A 22,825-nucleotide genomic window follows, 5' to 3' on the forward strand; every position below is an offset into this window, starting at 1 on the left:
ACGGCTCACGACTCACTATTGCGGAACCTGCCTCATGGTCCGCTATGAGGCGAATGCCCTGTGTATTTCCGCGGTCCCGCCCGGGTGTCCGGGCGGGACGTGCCCGCGCGAGCGGTCGCGGAGTGTGCCGCTGCGCGGTCGCGCGGGCGGCCGGGTCCGTCTACTTGACCGTGAGGGTCTTCGGCCAGCCGTAGCGGCCCGCCTTGGCGAAGAGGTTCTTGATGTCGGCCGGCTTCAGCTTGATGCAGCCCTGGGAGTAGTAGTCGCCCGGGCCGTGCCTGGCGATGCGGGGAGCCGCCGGGACGGCCGGAGCAGTGGCCATGACGGAGCGGTGCGCCACCGGCGCGAACACGGCCCAGGTCTTCCTCATCGGCGCCGAGCCGGCCGGCTGAGCCGGCGGCGTCCTAGCACCGGGTGGTTCCGCACGGCAGGGCGCCGGACCCGCAACGCCGTACCGCCCGCCGGAGCGGGCGCGGTACGGCGTCCGCTCACAGCTTGGCGCCGAAGTTCTGCGTCCACCAGGGGCCGCCGCTTCCGTCGTGGATGCCCACGCCGATGTTCTTGAAGGCGCAGTTGAGGATGTTGGCGCGGTGTCCGGGGCTGTTCATCCAGGACGTCATCACCGACTCGGCGGTCTGCTGGCCCTTGGCTATGTTCTCCCCGTAGGTGGACCAGCGGTAGCCCGCGGCGGTGATGCGCTCGCCGGGGTCGGCACCGTCCGGATCGGTGTGGTCGAAGAAGTCGCGGGCGGCCATGTCCTCGGAGTGGCCCTGCGCGGCGTCCCGCAGCTTCGCGTCATCGGTCAGCGGGCCGCAACCGGCCGCCGCCCGCTCCTCGTTGACCAGCGCGATCACCTGTGCGGCCCTGCCGGACGGAGCCGACTGCGCGACCGGTGCGCGGGAGGCCTCAGGCCGCGGCGCGGGGGCCTTCACCGTGGCCGGCGGCGTGTTCTTGCTCGCCCGGGGACTCGGGGAGGCGCTCGGGCTGGGCGACGCCGAGGCGGACGCGGACGTCGACGGGGAGGGGGAGGCGGAGGCGGACGGGGAGTTCCCGGGGGTGGTGCCGGGCGTGGCGGGATCCGTCAGGAGCACCTCGTCGGCGGTCCGTGCCGCGGTCCCCGTGCCGGGTTCGTCGCCCGGCCGGGTGCCGAACCAGTAGAGGCCGCCGCCCGCCACACAGGCGGCCACGACCGCCGCGCCGGCCGCCCGCCGCCGCCCGCGGCGCCTGCGCCGCGCCGCGCCGCGGGCGGTGGTCCGCCCACCCGCGGAGCGGTGTGAGCGGTGTCCACCGGGCGGGACGGCCCCGGCGGGACTCTCGTCGGCGCCGGAGTACTCACCGGTGCCGGGGTTCCCGCCTGCGCTGGGGTTCTCGCCCGCGCCGAGCGGGACGGCCGATCCGGCCACGGCCATGGCCGAGGGGTCGTAGGCCGAGCGGATGCTCGCCGCGAGCGCGGGCGACGCCGCCACCAGTGCCAGGCCCGCGAGCAGTCCCTCCGCGGGCAGCAGCCCGCTCCACAGGCCCGAGCAGCGCGTGCAGCCGCGCGCGTGCCGGGCTATTCGCTTGCGCCACAGTGCCGACGGCCGTCCGTCCCAGCTCGCCAGCACGCCCCGCAGTTCCTCGCAGGGCGGCTGGGCGTCGAGCGCCCGCACGACGACGCGTGCGGCTTCCAGCTGCGCCTTCATGCGCTGCACGCGGACGGCGGTGTGCTGCGGGGACAGCTCCAGCGCCTCGGCCACCTCGGCGCGGGTCAGCGCGCCGGCGCACTCGAGCCACCAGAGGGACAGCAGGCTCCGGTCGTCGGGCTCGAGCCAGCGCGTGGCGCGCGCGGTCTCCTGGCGCTGCCCCGACAACTGAAGCCGCACCATGGTGAGATCGACGAAGTCGGCGCCCGGGTCGGCCAGGTCGCCGGCCTCCTCCACGGGGCCCTGGGCGAGCTGCCGTTGCTGCCAGTGCGCGCGGATCTGGTTCATGGTGATGGCCACCAGCCACGACCGGAAGCTCCCGGGGTCGCGCAGCGCGCCCAGCGAGTCCAGGGCGCGGAGCATCGTCTCCTGGACCACGTCGTCCACGTCCACGGAGCCGTTCAGCGCCCGGCCCACGATGTTGTAGACCAGCGGAAGGTACGCGCCGACCAGAGCGTCCTGTGCCGCCGGGTCGCCCTTTCGGGCGGCGGTCACCAGTGCCGCCGGCTCCCTCGTGTGCTGAGTACTCATTGCAGCTTCCCTGTCGTCGATGCCGAACGTTGCTGTCCGTGACAAGGGAGATCTCTGAGGCAGCCTCGGATAACAGTTATTCGGAAATTCGTGTGATGCGATGTTCATCGCGCTGCCCCACCACCGCAATGGGGAGGATCACACCGGGCCCGCCACCCGCCTCGACGGCCCGCCGCCGGACGGCCGTTGGCAAGCCGTCCGCCACGCCGGCGGCGCCCTGCCCGAAGGCGTGGGCGCGACGAGGGGGGCGGGGATCGGCGGTGCCGCGCGACGGCTCCCGGGGCGGCACGCGCTCCGCACGCCCCTCTGGGCGCGTCCGTACGGGTGGCATCGGCCGGGTGGCGAAGCGCCACGGGGCCGGGCGGCGTTGTGCAGGGCTCCACCACCGTCACCGGGAAAGGCACTTCGATGCGACGTACCCTCCTCCTCGCCGTCTGCGCCCTGATCACCGCGGCCGCCACCGGCTTCTTCGCCACCAGCGCCCTGCGCAACCGCTGAGGCACCCCCACCGGGCCGGCCACCGCAAGGACACCGGCCCCGCGACTGCGCACACCCCAGCCCAGCGCCTCGGCGCGCGCCGACCCGACGTGCACCGAGGCGTGCGTGCGTCCCGGCATGCACCGAGGCGTGTGTGCGTCCCGGCGTGCGTGCGTCGAGACGTACGCGACGGAGGCACCGGAAACCGAACTCCGCTATTGGCATGGACCTGCCCACGATGGATGGCTACCCTCTACCCATCCGTACGAGAGCGCTCTCAGACGCGGTTGTTCCACCCCCACCTTGCTGGAACGACGAAGGGGCAACTCCCTTGAGACACCGCAGACTCAAGTACGCCGGACTCGCCGTCCTGCTCCTGGCCGGCAGCTGGACCACCGGCTCCGCCCTGCCCGCGGCGGCGAACGACTCCCCCGCACCGGCCGCCGCGGACTCCCGGCCGGTCTCCACCGGACTGCTGGCCGCGATGCAGCGCGACCTCGGCCTGTCGAAGCGTCAGGCCGAGGAGCGGCTCTCGGCCGAGCGCACCGCCACCGTCGTGGAGCCGCGGGCCCGCAGCGCCGCCGGAGCGTCCTACGGCGGCGCGTGGTTCGACGCGGCGGAAGGACGGCTGACCGTGGCCGTCACCTCCGACGCCTCCCCCGCGACGCTGCGCGCGGTCCGCTCCACCGGCGCCGCCGTGCGCACCGTCGAGCACAGCGCGCGCGAACTCGACGCGGCCAAGGAGCGGGTGGACCGGCTGCCCGCCCCGCGGGGGGTGAGCAGCTGGCACGTCGATCCCGAGGCCAACACGCTGGTGGTCGAGGTGGTCCGGGACAGGGCCGCCGACAACGATGTCCGCCGGTTCGTCTCCCGGGCCCGCGAGGCCGGTCCCGTCAGCGTCGAGACGGTCGCCGCCGCGCCGCGGACCTTCGCGGCGGGCACGGTCGGCGGTGACCCGTACTACACGGGCAACGTCCGCTGCTCCATAGGCTTCTCGGTGCACGGCGGATTCGTCACCGCGGGGCACTGCGGCCGGGCGGGCGCCGGTGTCAGCGGCTGGGACGGCTCCTACGTCGGCGCCTTCCAGGGCTCGTCGTTCCCGGACAACGACTACGCCTGGGTGAACGTCGGCAGCGGCTGGTGGACCGTACCGGTCGTGCTCGGCTGGGGAACCATCCCCGACCAGCTGGTGCGCGGTTCGGCCGAGGCGCCGGTCGGCAGCTCGATCTGCCGGTCGGGCTCCACGACGCACTGGCACTGCGGCAGCGTGCTGGCCAAGAACGAGACGGTGAACTACAGCCAGGGCGCGGTGCACCAGATGACGAAGACCAGCGTGTGCGCGGAACCCGGCGACTCGGGCGGCTCGTTCCTCAGCGGTGACCAGGCGCAGGGCGTCACCTCGGGCGGCTGGGGCAACTGCGGCAGCGGCGGGGAGACCTGGTTCCAGCCGGTCAACGAGATCCTCAACCGCTACGGGCTGACCCTGCACACGGCCTGATCCGCGGCGGACCCGGGGGCCCCGGCCGGCAGGCCGGTCACGCTCCCGGGTCCGTGCGCCCACGCCTCCGGGCCCGTCCCGGTCGCCGCGGGGTCAGGCCTCCAGCGCCAGCCGCATGAGCGTGAGGTCGAACCACCGGCCGAACTTCAGTCCCGCCTCGCGCACGGTGCCCACCTCCGTGAACCCGAACCGCCGGTGCAGCCGGATCGACGTGGCGTTGCCCGACTCGATCCCGGCGATCATGCTGTGGTGGCCGGCCCCGCGCGCCGCCTCGACGAGGGCGCCCAGCAGCGCGCCGCCGAGACCCAGACCCTGGCTGCCCTCACGGACGTAGACGGAGTTCTCCACGGTGTGGCGGTAGCCGTCGAGGTCGCGCCAGGGGCCGTAGACCGCGAACCCGACGACCTCGCCGCCGGCCTCCGCGACGAGCGCCGAGCCTCGCGCGAGGTGCGCGGCGAGCCAGACCGCGGCGTCGGCCGGCGACTGCCGGGTGTCGGTCCACAGGGCCGTCGAGGTGGCGACGGCGTGGTTGCGGATGACGCGGATGGCCTCGCCGTCGGCCGCGGTCGCCGGACGGACCCGCACCACCTCACGCTTCTCATATATTGTCACCATGTCCAACATAGTAGATCCCTTGGTGGAGCGGATCGCCGTCCGTGTCCGCGCCGAGCGCGAACGACGCGGCTGGACCCTCAACGAGCTGGCCGAGGCCTCCGGGGTCTCCCGCGCGATGATCCACCGGATCGAACGGGGCGAGAGCAGTCCCACGGCCGTCGTGCTCGGCAAGCTGTCCGCCGCCTTCCGGCTCAGCGTCTCCTCGCTCCTGGCGCTCGCCGAGGGCGAGGCGCACGGGTCCGACGGCACGGCCGGGGTGCGGCGGTACGGCGACGCGACCGAGTGGCGCGATCCGGACACCGGTTACCGGCGCCGTCAGATCACCGGCCCGCGCTTCCCCGCGGAGACGGCGGAGATCCGGCTGCCCGCCGGGGCTGCGGTGTCGTACCCGGCGGCGTCCTTCGCGTTCGCCCGGCAGGTGGTGTGGGTGCTGGACGGACGGCTGACCTTCCACGAGGGGACCACCGTCCACTACCTCGGCCCCGGCGACACCGTGGAACTCGGCGAGCCCGCGCCCTGCACCTTCGCCAACGAGGGCGGCGCCGAGTGCCGGTACGTCGTCATCCGCGCCCAGGCCGACCGGCCGTGAGCGGCCCGGCCCTCCCCCGGTACGGCACCCTGCTGCTCGCGGGCACCGCGGCGACGGCGATCGCCAACAACTACGTCCTCCAGCCCTCCCTCACCGACGTGGCCGCCGACCTCGGCCTGTCCCCCGCCACGGCGGGGCTGGTCCCGACGGCCACCCTCGTCGGCTGCACGACGGGGTTCGCGCTGCTGCTGCCCCTCACCGACCGGGTCGCCCCGCACCGGCTGGTCGGCGTCCAGCTGTGCGCTCTGGCCGCGGGGCTCGCGCTGGCCGCCGCCGCGCCGAACGCGCCGGTCCTGCTGACCGCCTGTCTGCTCATCGGCGCGATGGCCGGGGTCGCGGCGCAGGCCGGCGCCATCGCGGGCCGGTACGCCGCACCCGGCCGGCGCGGCAGGGCCATGGCCACGGTCGCCACCGGCCTGTCCGCCGGCATCCTGCTGAGCCGCTGGGCCGGCGGAAGCCTGGCCGACCTGCTCGGCTGGCGCCGCATGCTGCTCGTCTTCGCCGGCCTCGCTCTCCTCGGCGCGCTCGTCACCTCGCGGCTCCTGCCCCGCGAACGCCCGCGCCCCGAGGAGGGGTACCCCGCCGCGCTCGCGGCCATGGCGCCCCTGCTGCTCCGGCACCGCCCGCTGCGCCGCGCCGTGGCCATGGGCGGCCTGTGGTATTTCGCCTTCAACGTCGTCTGGGTGGCCCTCGCCCTGACGCTGGCGCGTCCGCCCCACTCGCTCGACGCCACCGCCATCGGTCTGTACAGCCTGGCCGGACTCCTCGGGTTCGTGGCACTGCCGTTCACCGGCCGCCTGGTCGACCGGTACACGCCGGGCCGGGTCACCGTCGGGGCCGTGACGGTCGCCGCGCTCGGCACGGCGGTCCTGGCCGCCGGCTTCCCGCACCCGGCGGCGACCGTGCTGGGGCTGGCCCTGTTCGACGCGGGCTGCTTCGCCGCGCAGGCCGCCAACCAGAGCGTCGTCGTCGCCGTCGACCCCCACCGCGCCGGCAGTCTCACCGGCGTCTACCTCGTGCTCTACTTCGCCGTCGGCGCGCTGGGCGCGGCCGTCACCGGTCCCCTCCTCGACGCGGTCGGCTGGCGGGGCACCGTCCTCACCGCCCTGGGCGCCCTCCTCGCCGCCGGCGGGCTCGCCGCCGCGCACCGCGCGGGACCCCGTCAGGAGGGGGACGCCGGAGAGGACCGGCGCCGGCCGGCTGCTCTCCGGCACCGCTGACCCCGGGGCGGCGCCGGCACCGAGGTGCACCACCGGCGTACGCCCGACCGGTCCCCGCCGTGCGTTCCGGCGGGGACCGATGAGTTCCGGCGGGCGGCCCGGTCTCCCCTGCGCACGGCCGCCCCGCGCACCGGCGGGCCGGCGGACGGAAGGCGGAACACCATGAGCGGCCTGTACGACCTCCTGCGGCGGTACGTCGACGACGGCACGGTCCCCGGGGCGGTGGCCCTCGTGGCCCGGGGCGGGCGGACCGAGACGGTGGCCGCCGGGACGTTCGAGTTCGGCGGCGGCTCCCCGATGCGGCAGGACACCCTGTTCCGGCTCGCCTCGATCACCAAACCGGTGATGGCCGCGGCGCTGCTGACGCTGGTCGACGAGGGCCGGCTCGCGCTGGACGAGCCGGTGAAGGGCTGGCTGCCGGAACTCGCCGCCCCCCGGGTGGTGCGCACCCCGGAGGCGGATCCGGACGACGTGGTCCCGGCGCGGCGGGACGTCACGGTCGAGGACCTGCTCACCTCCCGGGCCGGCCACGGCTTCCCCGAGGACTTCTCGCTCCCGGCCGTCCAGCAGCTCTTCGGGACGCTCCAGAAGTCCGGCCTGGACCCGCGGTACACGCCCGCGCCCGACGAGTGGATGGACCGCCTCTCCCGCATCCCGATGGTGCGCCAGCCGGGCGAGGCATGGCTGTACAACACCGCCTCCGACGTCCAGGGGGTGCTGGCGGCGCGCGTGTCGGGGCAGCCGCTGCCGGAGTTCCTGGCGGAACGCGTCCTCGAACCGCTCGGGATGACCGACACCGCCTTCTGGGTGCCGGCCGGCCGGCTCGACCGGCTGCCCACCTTCTACCGGCCGGGCGCGGAGGGCGTACCCGAGGTGATGGACCCGCCCGACGGCCAGTGGAGCGAGCCGCCCGCCTTCCCCTCGGGCGCCGGCGGACTCGTGTCCACCGCGCGGGACTGGCTCGCCTTCGCCCGGATGCTGCTGGCCGGCGGCACGGCGGAGGGCCGGCGGGTGCTGTCGGAGGAGGCCGTGCTCCGGATGACGACCGATCACCTCACCCCCGGACAGCGCGCCTCCTGCGGACTGTTCCTGGAGGGCCAGGGCTGGGGGTACGGCGGTTCGGTGGACGTCGAACGGGTCCGTCCGTGGAACGTGCCCGGCCGCTACGGCTGGGTCGGCGGCTCCGGAACGTCGGCCCATCTGGTCCCCGCCGACGGGACGGTGAGCGTCCTGCTCACCCAGATGGCGATGACCGGGCCGACCCCGCCCGCCCTGATGCGTGACTTCTGGCAGCTGACCGCGGCGGCCTGACGTCCGCGGCCGGGCGTGACGTCCACGGCCCACCTGCAACCGCTCTGGCCGAAAACGTGTCTTCGTCCGCGTGGCCCGATGTGCCGGGGCGCGGTGACACGGGCGTGGTAGGGGCTGGGGGACGGCGATGAACACATGGGCTGTACCGGGGTACTCCGAGTCGCTCGAACTCGGGTCCGGAACGAGCGGGCGGGTGGTGCTGGCCGTCCACGAGCCGACGGGTGTGCCGGTGGCGGTGAAGTACCTCAGCGAGTCGCTGCGGACGCGGCCGGGCTTCGTGCACGGGTTCCGCGCGGAGGCGCAGCTGCTCGCCGGACTGAGCAGCCCGTACGTGGCCGGTCTCTACGAGTACGTCGAGGCCACGAACGGCGCCGCCATCGTGATGGAACTGGTGGACGGCGTCTCCCTGCGGACCGCGCTGGCCCGGCAGGGCCCGCTGTCGCCCGAGGCCGCGCTGGTCGTCCTCAAGGGCTCGCTGCTCGGTCTCGCCGACGCGCACCGGGTCGGCGTGGTCCACCGGGACTACAAACCGGAGAACGTCCTGGTCTCGCCCGAGGGCGTGTCCAAGCTGGTCGACTTCGGCATCGCCGTGGACGCCGGTGTGCGGGCCGGTGCCGCGGGGACGCCCGCCTACATGGCCCCGGAGCAGTGGACCGGCGCCCCGGCCTCGCCCGCCGGTGACGTGTACGCCGCCACGGCCACCTTCTTCGAGTGCCTCACCGGGCGCCGGCCCTACACGGGCGACAACCTGGCCGAACTGGCGCTGCAGCACGTCGAGGGCGCGATCCCGGTCGCGGAGGTGCCCGAGGCGGTGCGGTCGCTGGTCGGCCGGGGTCTGGCCAAGTCGCCGGAGCAGCGGCCCTCGGACGCGGCGGCGTTCGTCGCGGAGCTGGAAGGGATCGCCGTGGCGGCGTACGGGAGCGACTGGGAGGAGCGGGGACGGGGCCGGCTGGCCGCTCTGGTCGCGCTGTTCCTGTTCCCCCGTCCGACCGGCCAGGAGATGCCGACGGCCGCCACCGACACGGCCCGCACGGTGTTCGGCCGGGGCGCGGGCAGCCGGCTGCGCCCGTGGCGGCCCACCTGGCCGGGGCTCGCGGTGTCCGTGGCCCTCGTGCTCGTGGCGATCCTGGCGGCGCGCGGCGTCGGCGCGGACACCGTCGCCGACTCCCGTCAGGCCGCGCAGGCCCTGGCCACCACGAGTGCCGCGCCCGGCGCACCCGCCGCGCCGACGGGCACGCTCCCGCCGAGCGCCGCGTCGCCGACGCCGACGGCGACGCCCTCCGACGCGCCGTCCGCCACCGCCTCGTCCGGCAGCCCGGCTCCCCCGTCCGTGTCCCCGGTTCCCTCGCCCTCCGCGTCGCAGGCCACCCCGAGCGCGGAACCGACCACCGCGGAGCCCCCGGTGCCGGCCTCTCCCGGCGTGACGGCCGGCACCTCCGCTCCCCCGGGCCCGCCCGCGGTCAAGGACGTCACGGTGACCGGCTTCCGGCAGACCGGGCCCGGCACGGCCACCGCGACGGTCACCGTCACGACGGACGGCACCGGCCCGTTCTCCGTCACCGTCGGCTGGTTCACCGGGAACGTCAGCGGCCGGCCGGGGACCGGCGACGGGCCGCCGACGACGCAGCAGCGCAGCGGTGCCACGCAGTACTCCTTCACCGTCGACCACGCCTTCCAGGGCACCGGCTGCTACTGGACGGTCCGGGTCGGCACCGACCCCGCCGGCGGCGGCGCCTCCCAGCAGCTCCTGACCAGGCAGTGTGAACTCCGATGACCACCCCCGACGGCGCGACGCCCGCACCCGGTTCCCTCCCCCCGGCGGCACCCGGGGCCGGGGACGACGACTACAGCGCGACCGTGCTGGCCAGCCACTGGGTCCAGCTGCCCGAAACCGAAACCGGCCCCGAAACCGGTTCCGGCCCCGCCCCGACCCTCATGGCCGGCACGGTGGCCGTTCCCGATGACGGGACCGTCCTGCGCTTCGGTCCCGGTGTGACGGCGGCCCTGACCCGGCACCCGCGGCCGACGCCGCCCACGCCCGTGCCTCCCCCGCCGCCGCGCCGCCGGCTGCGGCGCCACGCGCTGCCCGCGCTGGTGCTGGTCGCCGCCGTCCTGTTGCTGTTCTGGCGTGAGCACACGGCGTCCACGGTGGGCGTGCGCGAGGTGTCGGTGGCGGTCGCGCGGGAGCTCCAGGGCTGCGACACGACCGCCGGCGTGGTCGGGGTCGTCCGCACCGACGGCAGGCCGGGCACGCTCTCCTACCGGTGGGTGCGCAGCGACGGCACCTCCTCCGCCGTACGGCACGCCACGGTCGCGCGGGGGCAGCGGCAGGTGCGGCTCCAGTTGCTGTGGACCTTCCGGGGACCCGGCCGGCACGAGGCGGTGGCGGAGCTGCGGGTGCTGTCGCCCGAGCGGCGGTCGGCCGAGGTCCGGTTCGTGTACGACTGCTCCTGATCGCCTGCTCCTGATCGCCGTCCGCCCCCGCTGCCGCCGTCGGCACGTCGCCCCGCACGCTCCGACGGGGACATATGGGGTAGAAGGGGGAGGAGGGAACGGACGCCACGAGCCCGCGCTTCCCGGTGGGCCGAGAGGAGGCCACGGCAGCCATGAGGACGATCGGAACGGGTGGCCCCAGTCCGCGCGAGCGGCTGGGGCAGGGTCTCTTCGCGCGCGTCGCCGGGCCCGACGGGGTGCGCAACCGCGCCCGCATCCACGGCACGCCGGGCCCACGCTGGTTCGGGCCGGAGCGTCCCGTCCGCCAGGTGCACGGGGACGCCTCGATGTTCGTCGGCGGGCTGTCCGCCCTGCTGCTCCAGTCGCTGCATCCGCTCGCCATGGCCGCCGTGGCCGCGCACTCGGGTTTCCGGGGCGACCCGTGGGGCCGGCTCCAGCGCACCAGCACCTTCCTCGCCACGACGACGTACGGCACCGCCGAGCACGCCCAGCAGGCCTGCGACCAGGTCCGCGCCGTCCACGAACGCGTCCGCGGGGTCACCGCGAGCGGGGAGCCGTACCGCGCCTCGGACCCGCACCTGCTGGCCTGGGTGCACGTCGCCGAGGTCGACAGCTTCCTCCGCGCGCACCAGCGCTACGGCCTGTCCCCCCTGTCGGACGAGGAGTGCGACGGGTACGTCGAGGACACGGCACGGATCGCCGTCGCCCTCGGCATCCCCGATCCGCCGCGCAGCAGGGCGTCGCTCGCGGCGCGGCTGTCGGCGTACCGCCCGGAGCTGCGCGCCACTCCCGAGGCCCGGGACACCGCCCGCTTCCTCCTGCTGAACCCGCCGGTCCCCCTCGTCGCCCGCCTGCCCTACGGCGTACTGGCCGCCAACGCCGTGTCGTTGCTGCCCGACTGGGCCGCCGCCGAGCTGCGCCTCCCCCGGTTCGCCGTGGTCGACAGCCTGTGCGTACGGCCGCTGGGCACCGCGATGACGGCGGCGATCCGCTGGGCGATGACGCCGGCCCGGCGTGCGGTGGTCGCGCCGCCGGCCTGACGGGGCGGTGCCGCGCCTGCCGGTTCACGCCGCCCGTATACGGTCCCGGGTCCGGACCGGGGCCGGGACCGCATACGGACGGCGGGGGGCCGGGGGTACGCGGGTGGGGGTCTGGGCGGTGCGCAGCGGCCGGACCCGGTAGGTGGTCTTCGTGGGGTCGGTGAGGGGGTCGCCGAGGGTGATGCGGCCGGCGGCCTGCAGTTCGTCGCACTCGGCGGTGGGGAGGGCGACGTAGCAGCCGCCTCTGCCGGTGGTGGAGTCCAGCGGGCGCCAATAGCTGTACCTGCGGCGGCCGTTGGCGTGCACGGTGACGAAGACCGGGGTGCGGGCGTCCGAGACGATGCGCAGGATGTCGGCCGTGGCCGGGGTGCGAGGCGTGTCGGCGGACTGCGGCCGGATCGCGGTGAGCGGCATCAGCGGTGACCTCTTTCAGGGCAGGGACTCGAGACCGCCTACCCCGTCTTGCCCGGAGTTGATCTCGCTTTCGCGCATTCTTCAGCACACCGCTGACAATTCGTCGTGGGTGGCGCCCCGGGCGCGGCGCCACCCACCTCGGAAATCCTGTTAAAGGGCGCGTTCCAGGCGTTCCGCGAGGAGTTGTGTGAAGCGGGCGGGTTCCTTCGGCCGACCGCCCTCCGCGAGCACCGCGAGGCCGTGGAGGAGTTGCGCGTCCTCGGCGAGCCCGGCCCGGTCCGCCCGGTCGCGCAGGGCCCGGTTGAGGCCCTTCACGAGCGTGTGGTCGGGGTTGAGTTCGAGGACGCGCCGGGCGTGGGGGACGTCCTGGCCCATCGCGCGGTAGAGGTTCTCCAGCGCCGGGGTCAGGTCGTCGGCGTCGGAGACCAGGCAGGCCGGGGAGACCGTGAGCCGGGAGGACAGCCGGACCTCCTTGATGTCCTCCCCGAGCTGCTCCTTCATCCAGGTGAGCAGGTCGGCGTACTCCTCGTTCTGCTTCTCCCGGCTCTCCGCGGGCTTCTCCGCGTCGCCGTCGCCGTCGAGGGCGAACTCGCCCTTGGCCACGGACCGCAGCGGCTTGCCGTCGAACTCGGCGACCGCGTCGGTCCACACCTCGTCGACCGGGTCGGTCAGCAGCAGCACCTCGATGCCGCGGTCCCGGAAGGCCTCCATGTGGGGCGAGTTCTCGATGGCGTCGCGGGAGTCGCCGGTCATGTAGTAGACGGCGTCCTGCCCGTCCTTCATCCGCTCCACGTACTGCTTGAGCGTCGTCGGCTCGGAGGCGTCGTGCGTGGTGGCGAACGACGAGACGGCGAGGAGGGCGTCGCGGTTGTCCGCGTCGGTGACCAGCCCCTCCTTCAGGACGGGGCCGAACTCCCGCCAGAACGTGGCGTACCGGTCGGGGGCGGCGTTCGCCATGTCCTTCACGCAGGACAGGACCTTCTTCGCCAGCCGCCGGTGCATCAGCTGGATGTGGCGGTCCTGCTGGAGGATCTCACGGGACACGTTGAGCGAGAGGTCCTGGGCGTCGACGACGCCCTTCACGAACCGCAGGTACGGCGGGAGGAGGGCCTCGCAGTCGTCCATGATGAAGACGCGCTTGACGTAGAGCTGGACGCCGCGCTTGTAGCCCTGGGTGAACAGGTCGTGCGGGGCGTGCGAGGGGATGAACAGCAGCGCCTGGTACTCGAAGGTGCCTTCCGCCTGGAGCCGGATGGTCTCCAGCGGGTCGTTCCAGTCATGGCTGATGTGCTTGTAGAGCTCGTGGTACTCCGCGTCCTCGACCTCGTCGCGCGACCGCGCCCAGAGCGCCTTCATCGAGTTCAGCGTCTCGGGTTCGCGCGCGGCGGCGTCGCTCTCCCCGCCGTCGCCGGCCGGGGCCTGCGGGGCCATCCGGATCGGCCAGGTGATGAAGTCCGAGTACCGCTTGACGATCTCCCGGAGCTTCCACGGCGAGGTGTAGTCGTGGAGCTGGTTCTCCGGGTCGGCCGGCTTGAGGTGGAGGGTGATCGTGGTGCCCTGCGGCGCCCCGTCGACGGTCTCCAGCGTGTAGGTGCCCTCGCCGCGCGACGACCAGCGCGTGCCCCGCGCCTCGCCGGCCCGCCGGGTCACCAGGGTGACCTCGTCGGCCACCATGAAGCTGGAGTAGAAGCCGACGCCGAACTGCCCGATGAGGTTCTCGGCGCCGGCCTCGTCGTCGGCCTGCCGCAGCTGTTCGAGGAACGTGGCCGTGCCGGAGTTGGCGATGGTGCCGATCAGCTCCGCCACCTCGTCGTACGACATGCCGATGCCGTTGTCCCGCACGGTCAGGGTGCGGGCCTCGCCGTCGGCCTCGATGTCGATGTGCAGATCGGACACGTCGGCGTCCAACGTGTCGTCGCGCAGCGCCGCCAGGCGCAGCTTGTCCAACGCGTCCGAGGCGTTGGAGACGAGTTCGCGCAGGAAGACATCCTTGTTCGAGTAGATCGAGTGGATCATCAGCTGCAGGAGCTGACGGGCCTCTACGCGGAACTCAAACGTTTCGGTCGGCATGATGGGCGACTACCTCTCCGTCCCAGGTCATCCGGAACTGACTGACGGCAGTCACTTTAGAACAGTCGGTCACCGGCCCGCCCGGCCGGTCTACCGCCGTGTGCGCAGCCGGTCCAGCAGCCGGCGCGCCTGGGCCCGCCGACGCGGATCGGACGCCGTACGGCGCACCTGCTCCATGGTGCGGCGGCCCTGGGGGCTCCTGCTGAACTCCTTGATGCGCTGGATGACGGTGGCCATCGTCGTCCTCCTCGGGTCGGATCGGTCGCTGTCCTCCTCCGCCTACCCGGCCGGGCACCGATCAGGCCCGAGGGCGGTGATCGCCCGGCGAGTTCGGCCGTCGCGGGGTGGCGCGCCGACCGCGGGCATGGGCCGGGACGCAGGGGGCAACCGACCTGCACCGCGGTCCGCGACGTCGCGGAGGCCGCCGGCACCGCACACCCGCGATCCACGTACCGGAGGGAGTCACCATCATGACCTCGGCCCAAGGCCCGTACGGACAGCCCCGGCCCGCGTACGGCACGACGCCCGAGCACCGCAACGGATTCGGGATCGCGGCGCTCGTGCTGGGCATCCTGGCCGTCGTGCTCTTCTGGACCGTCTTCGGCGGCATCGTCCTCGGGCTGCTCGCCCTGGTCTTCGGCGTGCTGGGACACCGCCGCGCGAGGCGTGGCGTCGCCACCAACGGCGTCATGGCCATCGTCGGCGCGGTGACGGGAGCCCTCGGCCTGATCGGTTCGTCGGTCATCCTCGCCGCGGGCGTGTCGCTGCTCAACTCGGACGAGTTCAAGAACTACTCCGACTGTGTCGAGCACGCCGACACGCAGGCCGAACGCGAGCAGTGCGCCAAGGACTTCGACCGGGGCGTGAACAACTGACGTACCGCGTCGGGCACGTCCGCCGTGCGACCGATGCCCTGAGGCCGCGCCCGGCGACACGTCGGGCGTGGCCTCAGGGCATCCGGTCCGAGGCGGGCCACACGTAGGGCAGGTCGTCGGGCACGTCCGGGAAGAGACGGCCGTAGAAGTCCGGGTCCTTGCGCACGAGCGCGGACCGGTGGCTGCGGTGGAACTCCGGGTCGCCCAGCCACGGCGGCAGTTCACCGGCGTCGGCCAGCTCCCGCTGGGTGCGGACGCCGGTTCGGCCGCGGCTGCCGGTGAAGCCGGTCATCAGGGAGACGGCGCAGGTGTCGGCGCGCCCGGCCGCGGTCCACGTTCCGCAGATCTCCAGGCCGTAACGGACCAGCGCCTCCTCGTAGCCGGTCCACATGCGGACCGCCGGATGGTGCCGCCAGCCGTAGCCGGGGACGGTCAGACCGCGCAGCACCTGGAGGGTCTCGACGCGCTGCTTTCCCAGCCGGCGCGGGTCGAGGGTCGCGGCGGACGCGGTGAAGTCGGCGTGGGGGAGGAAGGTCTGCACGGGCCGCCCCTGGCGGGAGAACGGGGAGCCGTCGGCCGCACGCTGCGGGAGTGTGCGGCCGACGGCCGGTCGGGTGGACGGACCGTCCTGGGCCGTTCGGCCCGACCGGCCGGTCGGGCCGAACGGCCGACCGGTCAGGGCGCGGCTCGGCCGGTCAGGCCGCGGCGAACCTGTCCCACGCGCGGTGCTCGCCCAGGAGGCGGGTCAGCTGCTCCAGGACGGCCGTGCCCGAGGCGCCGGCGACGACGCCCGGTGCGCCGGCGGGCACTCCGGACGCGTCGAGGACGGCCTCGCCGCCCGCCCAGGCACCGAGGGCCTTGCCGTGCCGGAAGGCCTCCGACACCAGCAGGCTGACGCGCGGGTCCACGGGTGCCGGGCCCGCGGCGGCGGGGAGCCCCTTGGCGTCACGGGCGCCGTAGGCGTCGCCGCCCACGGCGGGGGTCCCCGCCAGCAGCAGGGCGTCGAACTCGACGGACCGCGCGTTGGCGTAGGTACGCTGCACGGTCAGGGAGCCCAGGATGCCGCCGACCGGGCCGATCACCAGGGGGACCATGCCGCCTTCGAGGACGGCGTCGCGTACGGCGCGCACCCCGTCGAGGTCGCCGTCCGGGCCCGCGACGATGCCGATGATCCGGCCGTCCGTGGGCCAGGTACGGCCCACCTGCGACAGGGCCGGACTGGGCTCGACGTCCGCGAGCGGCACGGTCGGCTGCGGCGCCGGCAGACCGAGGCCGGTCGCCACCTCGCCGCACAGCTCCGGGTCGATGTTGGCCAGGACCTGCAACGCCCGCTCCCTGACGGCCTGTTCGTAGCACTTGGAGAGTTCGAAGGTGTAGGCGCCGATGATGTGCTCGCGCTCCACCGGGCTCATGCTCAGCCAGAACCGGCGCGGCTGGCTGAAGTGGTCCGCGAACGACTCGGGTGCCTCGCGCACCTTGGTGGCCTCGGGCACCGGCACCGGCGACTCGATGTAGGCGCCGGTGTCCGCACCGGCGGTGAACGGGCAGCCGCCGTCGAGGGAGTTGGGCCGGTAGGGGGCGACGCCTCGGTGCACGGCCGTCTGGTGCATGCCGTCGCGCAGCATGTCGTTGACCGGCGCGTGCGGCCGGTTGATGGGCAGCTGGGGGAAGTTGGGGCCGCCGAGCCGGGTGATCTGGGTGTCGAGGTAGGAGAACAGGCGCCCGGCCAGCAGCGGGTCGTCGGTGATGTCGATGCCCGGCACGAGGTGGCCGACGTGGAAGGCGACCTGCTCGGTCTCGGCGAAGAAGTTCGACGGGTTGCGGTTGAGGGTCAGCAGCCCGACCGGCCGTACGGGGGCCAGTTCCTCGGGGACGAGGTTGGTCGGGTCCAGCAGGTCGATGCCCTCGAAGGTCTGGTCCGGGGTGTCCGGGAAGGTCTGGATGCCCAGCTCCCACTGGGGGTACGCGCCCGCCTCGATGGCGTCGGCGAGGTCCCGGCGGTGGAAGTCCGGGTCGACGCCGTTGATGATCTGCGCCTCCTCCCAGACCAGGGAGTGCACACCCAGCTTGGGCTTCCAGTGGAACTTCACCAGCGTCGTGCCGCCGTCGGCAGCGACCAGGCGGAAGGTGTGGACGCCGAAGCCCTCCATCGTGCGGTACGAGCGCGGGATGCCCCGGTCGGACATGTTCCACAGGGTGTGGTGGGTGGCCTCGGTGTGCAGGGTGACGAAGTCCCAGAAGGTGTCGTGCGCGCTCTGGGCCTGCGGGATCTCGCGGTCCGGGTGCGGTTTGCCGGCGTGGATGACGTCCGGGAACTTGATGGCGTCCTGGATGAAGAAGACGGGCATGTTGTTCCCGACCAGGTCGAAGACGCCCTCGCTGGTGTAGAACTTCGTCGCGAAACCGCGGGTGTCCCGCACGGTGTCGGACGAGCCGCGCGAGCCCAGCACCGTGGAGAACCGCACGAAGACGGGCGTCTCCTCGTCCTCCGCGAGGAAGGCGGCCTTGGTCACGGAGGCCGCCGTGCCGTAGCTCTGGAACACCCCGTGGGCCGCCGCGCCCCGGGCGTGCACCACCCGCTCCGGAATGCGCTCGTGGTCGAAGTGCATGACCTTCTCGCGCAGGTGGTGGTCCTGGAGCAGTACGGGGCCGCGGGGTCCGGCCTTGAGCGAGTGGTCGGTGTCGTGGAGGCGGGTCCCCTGGGCGTTCGTCAGGTAGCTGCCGGACTGCGCGACGCGGGCCTGGTCGGCCCCTGTGGGCTGTCCCGTCGGGGACACGGTGTCGGGTCCGCTCTGGTCGGGCTTGGGCGGCAGGGGGTCCGTCGGCCGGGTCGGCTCGGCGACCGGAGGGGACTGGGGGCCCGGCTTCCCGGGAATCCCGTCCTCCGGCCCCGCTCCGTCGGCGCGCAGGGTGTCGACGACCTTCTCCGCCGCCCGCTTGATGGGATTGCTCTCGCTCATCGCTTCCTTCGCTTCTCACTCGTGGCGCGGATGTGTGCCGGGGCCGGTGGCGGTCCGGCTGCCGACGGCAGCGGAGGGCGTACGACGACCGCCGCCCCTGCTCGCGGGTGGCGGCGGCCGTGGGACCACGGCGTCAAAGGCACACAAAGGCCTACGAAAAGGTGGTTCCGTGCATCAATCTGGCACGGCCGGGATTACGCCGCAGTGGCTCGTCCACCAGCCGGGTGACCGACGGCAGCGGGACCCGGGCAGAACCGGAACGGGTCGCGTGCCCCGGCTGGACGCACCGGGCGGGCGCGGCGCTACGACCCCTTCGGCCCCTCGGCGGCCGGGTAGTCCTCGGAACGGACGCCGGCCTCCTCCATCGCCTCGCGCATCGTGCGGCCCGACGCCGCGCCCGGACGGGAGGAACCTCCGGAGCCGGCGCCCCCGCCGATCACCTCGTCGGTCGTGTCGGTCTTCTTCCGGTTCTCTTCCGGCACCGTCATCACGGCCGTCCCTTCCGCGAACGTCGAACAGGTCGCGGGCCGAGTACCCGATGACGGCGACGCACACACGGCGGCTTCCGGCCGCCGCCGAGCGTCCGCCGGGAGCCGCCCGTCGTGGACGGTGCCGCCGGTCCGCCCGGTCGCTCACCCGCACACCGCCGAGCGCGGGGCCGGGAGCGCGCCGCGGACCGGTCGGACGGTGCGGGTGCGGGTGCGGGTGCGGGTGCGGTCAGACGGTCTCCGGCAGGCAGGTGCTGAGACCGATGACACGGTTCTCGCCGAAGCCGTATCCGGCGAAGGTGGCGATGTCGCGCGGGGCGAGGGTGCGGCACGGGGCCCACTGGCCGTCGGCGTAGTCGACGGTCACGCTCACGGTGGTGTCGCAGTCGTTGACGACGGTGGTGTAGCGCCGGTCGGCGTGGTGGTGCGCGCAGTCGGGGGCCGGCGTCCCGGGCGGGTCGGCGATCGCGGCGTGGGAAGCCGCCGGGCTCGTCAGCAGGACGGCGAGCGCGGCGGCGGCCGTGGCCACGGCCTGTGCAAGGAGATGCGGCATGACTCTTCCCCAAGAGGTGAGGACGGACGGATGGATGACGGTGGGGCGTCCTGACGCGCCATCCTCACGACTCCTCACCTCTTGCGCAAAGAGATGAAGGTGTTTTCAGACGTCGTCCAACCGTGAAGCAAAGCAGCTGCTCAGTGCGGGTACGAGGTCTGCAAGTTCTGTCAACCGGTCCGGTGTCGCGGCCGGTGGGAGTGGTTCACTCGGGGCGGCCCCGCACGGCGAGGAAGTGCTGCGCGGGCAGGTTGCCGGCGGCGGACGGGGACGGGATGACCGAGGCGAGATCGCGCTGGATCCGCTCGGCCTCGCCCCGCACCTGGGTCGGGATGTCGCCCCGCTCGGCGACGAGACGATGGAAGATCGGCGTTTCCTGGAACACGTAGGGACGTCACTTTCGGCAGACGGCGGCCACGACAGGGCCAGTTGGGCCGGCGGACGGGCACGGTCGACGAGGCGGTTCGACGCCGGTGTCGACCCCTGTCCACCGAGTCGGACCGGGTCACCGGACGCCGACTCGCTCCCACGCCGGTCGGGCAGGGGCCAGGACATCGTAGACGGGTGCGAGGGGAGGGCTTCCGCCACCCTCCCCCGATCGGCGGGAATCGTTTCGGGGGACCTCCCGCCGGCGGCGGGGTGGGCTGACGGCGGCGGGGTGGGCTGACGGGCCGTCACCCGGAAGGCCGTACGAGGGGCCGCGCGCGGGCGCGACGGCAGGCGGTGGCGAATTCATACGCTTAATGTCACTTGTCATGTTTTCACTTCAGAAACACCTGACGCGCTGTCATGCGCGCGGACCGCTCCGGTCGGCCCGCCCCGCCCTGTGGCTCGGCCTGCCCGTCGCCACCCTCCTGACCGTCATGGCCCCCGCCGCCGGGGCCGCCCCGGGCGTCCCCACGAGGGCCGACTGGGACGCCATCGCCCGCTGTGAATCCGGCGGCAACTGGCGGGCCAACACCGGAAACGGCTACTACGGCGGCCTGCAGTTCTCGCAGCGCAGCTGGGTCGCCGCGGGCGGACTCAGACACGCGCCGCGAGCCGACCTGGCGAGCAGGAGGTCGCAGATCGCCGTCGCCCGCCGGCTCGCGGCGATGCAGGGCATGAACGCCTGGGGCTGTGCGTGAACGCCGACGCGTGAACCTCCCGGTGCCCCCTGGCTACGGGGGCGCCGGGATCTCCTGCTCGGCCCAGATGATCTTGCCGTCGGGCGTGTAGCGCGCCCCCCAGCGATGCGCGAGCTGGGCGACGAGGAACAGGCCCCGGCCCCCCTCGTCCGTGCTGCGGGCGTGCCGGAGCCGGGGGGCCGTACTGCTGGCGTCGCAGACCTCGCAGGTCAGCCGGGCGTCGCGGAGCAGGCGGAGCCGGATGGGGGGAACGGCGTGCCGGATCGCGTTGGTGACCAGCTCGCTCACGACGAGTTCGGTCGTCATCGCCAGGTCCCCCAGCCCCCACGCCTCCACCTGGCGGATCGCGCGGGCCCGTGCGTCGGCGACGGCGGCCGGGTCCACGGGTACCTCCCAGGACACGACGTCGTCGGCGGCCAGGGCGCGGGTGCGGACCAGGAGCAGGGCGACGTCGTCGGGCCGGGGCGCGGGCACGAGGTGCCGTACCGCCGTCGAGCACAGCGTGTCGAGGTCGCCGTCCGGGTGGGCCAGCAGTTCGCCGAGCCGGGTCATGCCCCGTTCCATGTCGCGGTCGGCCCCCTCGATGAGGCCGTCGGTGTAGAGGCCCAGAAGGCTGTTCTCGGCGAGTTCGATCTCGGTGGTCTCGAAGCCCATGCCGCCGAGCCCGAGCGGAGGCCCGGCGGGAACCTCCGGGAAGGTGACCCGCCCGTCGGGCGCGACCACGACGGGGGGCGGATGCCCGGCCCGGGCGATCGAGCACCGCCGGGTGACGGGATCGTAGACGGCGTAGAGACACGTCGCGCCGAGGAAGGTGGCCGCCGTCGTGCGGGCCGCCTCGTCGTCGCTGCCCTCCGCGCTCAGCCGGAGCACGAGGTCGTCCAGGTGGGCCAGCAGTTCGTCCGGGGGCATCTCCATGTCGGCGAGGGTCTGCACCGCGGTGCGCAGCCGGCCCATCGTCGCCGCGGCGGTGATGCCGTGCCCCACCACGTCCCCGACCACCAGGCCCACGCGGGCCCCGGAGAGCGGGATGACGTCGAACCAGTCGCCGCCCACGCCGTCCGTCGGGTCGGCCGGCAGATAGCTGGAGGCGACCTCCAGCGCCGAACCGCCGGTCAGGACGTCCGGCAGCAGGCTGCGCTGCAGGGTGACGGCGGCCGTGTGTTCCCGCGTGTAGCGCCGCGCGTTGTCGACGCACAGGGCCGCCCGCGCGACCAGTTCCCGGGCCAGCAGCACGTCGTCGGACTGGAAGGAGACCGGGTTGAGCGAGCGGATGAACGTGGTGACCCCCAGGACGGTGTTCCGCGCCCGCATCGGCACGGAGATCAGCGAGTGCAGTCCGAACTCCCGGATCCGCTCCGCGCGCGCGGGCTCCTCCGCCGCCCACAGGCCCTCGGAGGGATCGAGGACCGGAATGAGGACCGCGTCCCCCGCCATGAGCAGGCGCATCCCGTGCGGGGGCGGGAGGAAGCCCACACGGTCACCGATCTGCGCCACCGCCTCCGGGCAGCCCTCGCGCACCGACCTCAGCGCGGCGCGGCGCATCACCGGTCTGGCGGGCGCCGGGCCCGCGTCGGTCAGCCACGCGCCGTGCCCCTCGGTGCTGAGGACCGGCTCCAGAAGATCGACGATGACGAAGTCGGCGAAGCCCGGCACGGCGAAGTCGGCGAGTTCCTGGGCCGTCCGCATCACGTTCAGCGTGGTGCCGACGCGGGTTCCGGCCTCGTTGACCATCGACAGCAGGCGGCGCGCGTTCCACCGTTCGGTGACGTCCAGGACCATGTAGCAGACCCCGGTGACCGCTTCGCGGGCGTCCACCAGCGGGAAGAACGAGGTCGAGTAGGCGTGCTGCCGGTGCGGGTCGGCCCAGCTCCATCCCACGTACTCGTAGTCGGTGACCGGGGCGCCCGTCTCCAGGACCTTGCGCATCAGACCTTCGAGCGTCTCCGCCTGGAGGCCGGGGAGCAACTCGCTCAGCCGGTGTCCCAGCCGCTGCTCGCGGGGGACGCCGCCGAAGCGCTCCAGGGTGTCGTTCAGCCACACGTACCGCAGGTCCAGGTCCATCACCGCCATGCCGATCGGTGAGCGGGTCAGGAACCCGTCGAGGACCGACTGGCCGACCGTCCACCGCGTCCGCCGCTCACGGGCCGAGAGCAGGAAGCACTCGTCGTCGCCCAGGCGGAAGGACGCGGAGACGCGCAGGTCGACGTCCAGGGGCCGGCCGTCGCGGTGGCGTACGGAGACGTGTCCGTTCCACCCCATTCCGGCGCGGCAGTGCTCGGCGACGCCGGCCACCCGGGCCGGGTCCGCGGGCATCGCCACCAGACGCGCGGCGGAGCCGCCGACCACCTCGTCCGCCGGGCGGCCGAGCAGCGCTTCGGCCGCCCGGGTCCAGCCCATGACGATGCCACCGACGGTGACGACGGCCGCCGCGTCGGTGGACGCGTCGAGAACCCCGTCGGCTCCGCCGGCCGCCGACTCGCCGGACGCCCCGGCCGGCGGCCCGGCAGGAACGCCGACGGGCTCACCGGCCGCCGGTCCACCGGGAGGACGACCGGGCTCACCGGGCGCCGACCCACCGGAACCGCCGTCGGCGCGGCCAGATGCCGGCCCACCGGCGCTCCGGCCCGGCCCGGCGGGCAGCGGGCCGCCGGAGACCTCGCCGGTCTCGCCGCGCAGCAGGCCACCGGGCACGCCTCCGGGGCCGCCGGGCGTCGGCCCGCCGGGGAAGTGTCCGGGTCCGTCGGGCGGCGGACCCTGGGGAGTACCTCGAGCAGATTCCATGGCTGCCATCCTCTTCACGACCATGGTCCTGCTAGTCCGGCCGATGCGCACGGCACCGGCCGGACCGGCCGCCGCCGGCGGCGGCCCGGCTTCCGGGATCCGCCGTGCGGGGGGAGCATGGAAGGGCCGGTGCCCGCGAC

Annotated in this window: 21 protein-coding genes; 9 read left to right on the plus strand and 12 right to left on the minus strand. The window is 74.0% G+C overall.

What is annotated here, in order from left to right:
- Window positions 1-160: 160 nt before the first annotated feature.
- Both AB0N31_RS24575 and AB0N31_RS24580 read right to left on the minus strand, forming a co-directional pair.
- Entirely contained in the window at window positions 161-370 is a 210-nt protein-coding gene (locus AB0N31_RS24575) for a hypothetical protein (RefSeq protein ID WP_366060561.1), read from the minus strand.
- Between the two features lie 118 nt (window positions 371-488).
- The gene (locus AB0N31_RS24580) at window positions 489-2,213 is read right to left on the minus strand and encodes a sigma-70 family RNA polymerase sigma factor (RefSeq protein WP_366060562.1); all 1,725 of its coding nucleotides are present in this window, start codon (window positions 2,211-2,213) and stop codon (window positions 489-491) included.
- A gap of 808 nt (window positions 2,214-3,021) precedes the next feature.
- On the opposite strand from AB0N31_RS24580, the gene AB0N31_RS24585 reads away from it, so the two are divergent.
- On the plus strand, window positions 3,022-4,188 hold the full coding sequence (locus AB0N31_RS24585) for a S1 family peptidase (protein ID WP_366060563.1): 1,167 nt from the start codon (window positions 3,022-3,024) through the stop codon (window positions 4,186-4,188).
- Between the two features lie 93 nt (window positions 4,189-4,281).
- Here the strand turns inward: AB0N31_RS24585 and AB0N31_RS24590 are convergent, their stop codons facing one another.
- A complete protein-coding gene (locus AB0N31_RS24590; RefSeq protein WP_366060564.1) occupies window positions 4,282-4,803 on the minus strand; it encodes an N-acetyltransferase family protein in 522 nt (173 codons plus the stop codon).
- On the opposite strand from AB0N31_RS24590, the gene AB0N31_RS24595 reads away from it, so the two are divergent.
- The 6 genes from AB0N31_RS24595 (at window position 4,802) to AB0N31_RS24620 (ending at window position 11,417) form a co-directional block, all read left to right on the plus strand.
- A complete protein-coding gene (locus AB0N31_RS24595) occupies window positions 4,802-5,392 on the plus strand; it encodes an XRE family transcriptional regulator (RefSeq protein ID WP_366060566.1) in 591 nt (196 codons plus the stop codon). The genes AB0N31_RS24590 and AB0N31_RS24595 overlap by 2 nt on opposite strands.
- Window positions 5,389-6,612, plus strand: coding sequence for an MFS transporter (locus tag AB0N31_RS24600; RefSeq protein WP_366060567.1), 1,224 nt, complete (start codon window positions 5,389-5,391; stop codon window positions 6,610-6,612). The genes AB0N31_RS24595 and AB0N31_RS24600 overlap by 4 nt, the downstream gene beginning before the upstream one ends.
- Before the next feature lie 162 nt (window positions 6,613-6,774).
- Entirely contained in the window at window positions 6,775-7,923 is a 1,149-nt protein-coding gene (locus tag AB0N31_RS24605) for a serine hydrolase domain-containing protein (protein WP_366060568.1), read from the plus strand.
- Between the two features lie 127 nt (window positions 7,924-8,050).
- Complete coding sequence (locus AB0N31_RS24610) at window positions 8,051-9,697, plus strand: protein kinase (protein ID WP_366060569.1); 1,647 nt, start codon at window positions 8,051-8,053, stop codon at window positions 9,695-9,697.
- Entirely contained in the window at window positions 9,694-10,377 is a 684-nt protein-coding gene (locus AB0N31_RS24615) for a hypothetical protein (RefSeq protein WP_366060570.1), read from the plus strand. Before AB0N31_RS24610 ends, AB0N31_RS24615 begins: the two co-directional genes overlap by 4 nt.
- Window positions 10,378-10,529: 152 nt before the next feature.
- Entirely contained in the window at window positions 10,530-11,417 is an 888-nt protein-coding gene (locus AB0N31_RS24620; RefSeq protein ID WP_366060571.1) for an oxygenase MpaB family protein, read from the plus strand.
- Between the two features lie 24 nt (window positions 11,418-11,441).
- Here AB0N31_RS24620 and AB0N31_RS24625 read toward each other — a convergent pair whose 3' ends face one another.
- The 3 genes from AB0N31_RS24625 to AB0N31_RS24635 form a co-directional block, all read right to left on the minus strand.
- Window positions 11,442-11,831, minus strand: a complete 390-nt coding sequence (locus AB0N31_RS24625) for a hypothetical protein (protein ID WP_366060572.1) — start codon at window positions 11,829-11,831, stop codon at window positions 11,442-11,444.
- A gap of 150 nt (window positions 11,832-11,981) precedes the next feature.
- Complete coding sequence (gene htpG, locus AB0N31_RS24630; protein ID WP_366060573.1) at window positions 11,982-13,901, minus strand: molecular chaperone HtpG; 1,920 nt, start codon at window positions 13,899-13,901, stop codon at window positions 11,982-11,984.
- A 90-nt stretch (window positions 13,902-13,991) separates the two neighbouring features.
- Window positions 13,992-14,138, minus strand: a complete 147-nt coding sequence (locus AB0N31_RS24635; RefSeq protein ID WP_366060574.1) for a hypothetical protein — start codon at window positions 14,136-14,138, stop codon at window positions 13,992-13,994.
- A gap of 233 nt (window positions 14,139-14,371) precedes the next feature.
- Between AB0N31_RS24635 and AB0N31_RS24640 the strand changes: the two genes are divergently transcribed.
- The gene (locus AB0N31_RS24640; RefSeq protein WP_366060575.1) at window positions 14,372-14,776 is read left to right on the plus strand and encodes a DUF4190 domain-containing protein; all 405 of its coding nucleotides are present in this window, start codon (window positions 14,372-14,374) and stop codon (window positions 14,774-14,776) included.
- 73 nt (window positions 14,777-14,849) lie between these two features.
- Here AB0N31_RS24640 and AB0N31_RS24645 read toward each other — a convergent pair whose 3' ends face one another.
- From AB0N31_RS24645 to AB0N31_RS24665, 5 genes are all read right to left on the minus strand, one after another.
- Window positions 14,850-15,317, minus strand: a complete 468-nt coding sequence (locus tag AB0N31_RS24645) for an MSMEG_6728 family protein (protein WP_366060576.1) — start codon at window positions 15,315-15,317, stop codon at window positions 14,850-14,852.
- Between the two features lie 154 nt (window positions 15,318-15,471).
- Window positions 15,472-17,736, minus strand: coding sequence for a catalase (locus AB0N31_RS24650; protein WP_366060577.1), 2,265 nt, complete (start codon window positions 17,734-17,736; stop codon window positions 15,472-15,474).
- A gap of 302 nt (window positions 17,737-18,038) precedes the next feature.
- Complete coding sequence (locus AB0N31_RS24655) at window positions 18,039-18,224, minus strand: hypothetical protein (RefSeq protein WP_366060578.1); 186 nt, start codon at window positions 18,222-18,224, stop codon at window positions 18,039-18,041.
- Window positions 18,225-18,453: 229 nt separating this feature from the next.
- Complete coding sequence (locus AB0N31_RS24660) at window positions 18,454-18,777, minus strand: alpha-amylase (protein WP_366060579.1); 324 nt, start codon at window positions 18,775-18,777, stop codon at window positions 18,454-18,456.
- A gap of 205 nt (window positions 18,778-18,982) precedes the next feature.
- Complete coding sequence (locus tag AB0N31_RS24665) at window positions 18,983-19,162, minus strand: hypothetical protein (RefSeq protein ID WP_363089620.1); 180 nt, start codon at window positions 19,160-19,162, stop codon at window positions 18,983-18,985.
- A gap of 478 nt (window positions 19,163-19,640) precedes the next feature.
- Between AB0N31_RS24665 and AB0N31_RS24670 the strand changes: the two genes are divergently transcribed.
- Complete coding sequence (locus AB0N31_RS24670; protein WP_366060637.1) at window positions 19,641-19,904, plus strand: transglycosylase family protein; 264 nt, start codon at window positions 19,641-19,643, stop codon at window positions 19,902-19,904.
- A gap of 33 nt (window positions 19,905-19,937) precedes the next feature.
- On the opposite strand, the gene AB0N31_RS24675 is transcribed toward AB0N31_RS24670, so the two are convergent.
- Window positions 19,938-22,685 (minus strand): SpoIIE family protein phosphatase, encoded by a 2,748-nt coding sequence (locus tag AB0N31_RS24675; RefSeq protein WP_366060580.1) that lies wholly within the window; start codon window positions 22,683-22,685, stop codon window positions 19,938-19,940.
- Window positions 22,686-22,825: the final 140 nt, after the last annotated feature.

It is taken from the genome of Streptomyces sp. NPDC051051, from assembly GCF_040682975.1.
Classification (GTDB): Bacteria; Actinomycetota; Actinomycetes; order Streptomycetales; family Streptomycetaceae; genus Streptomyces.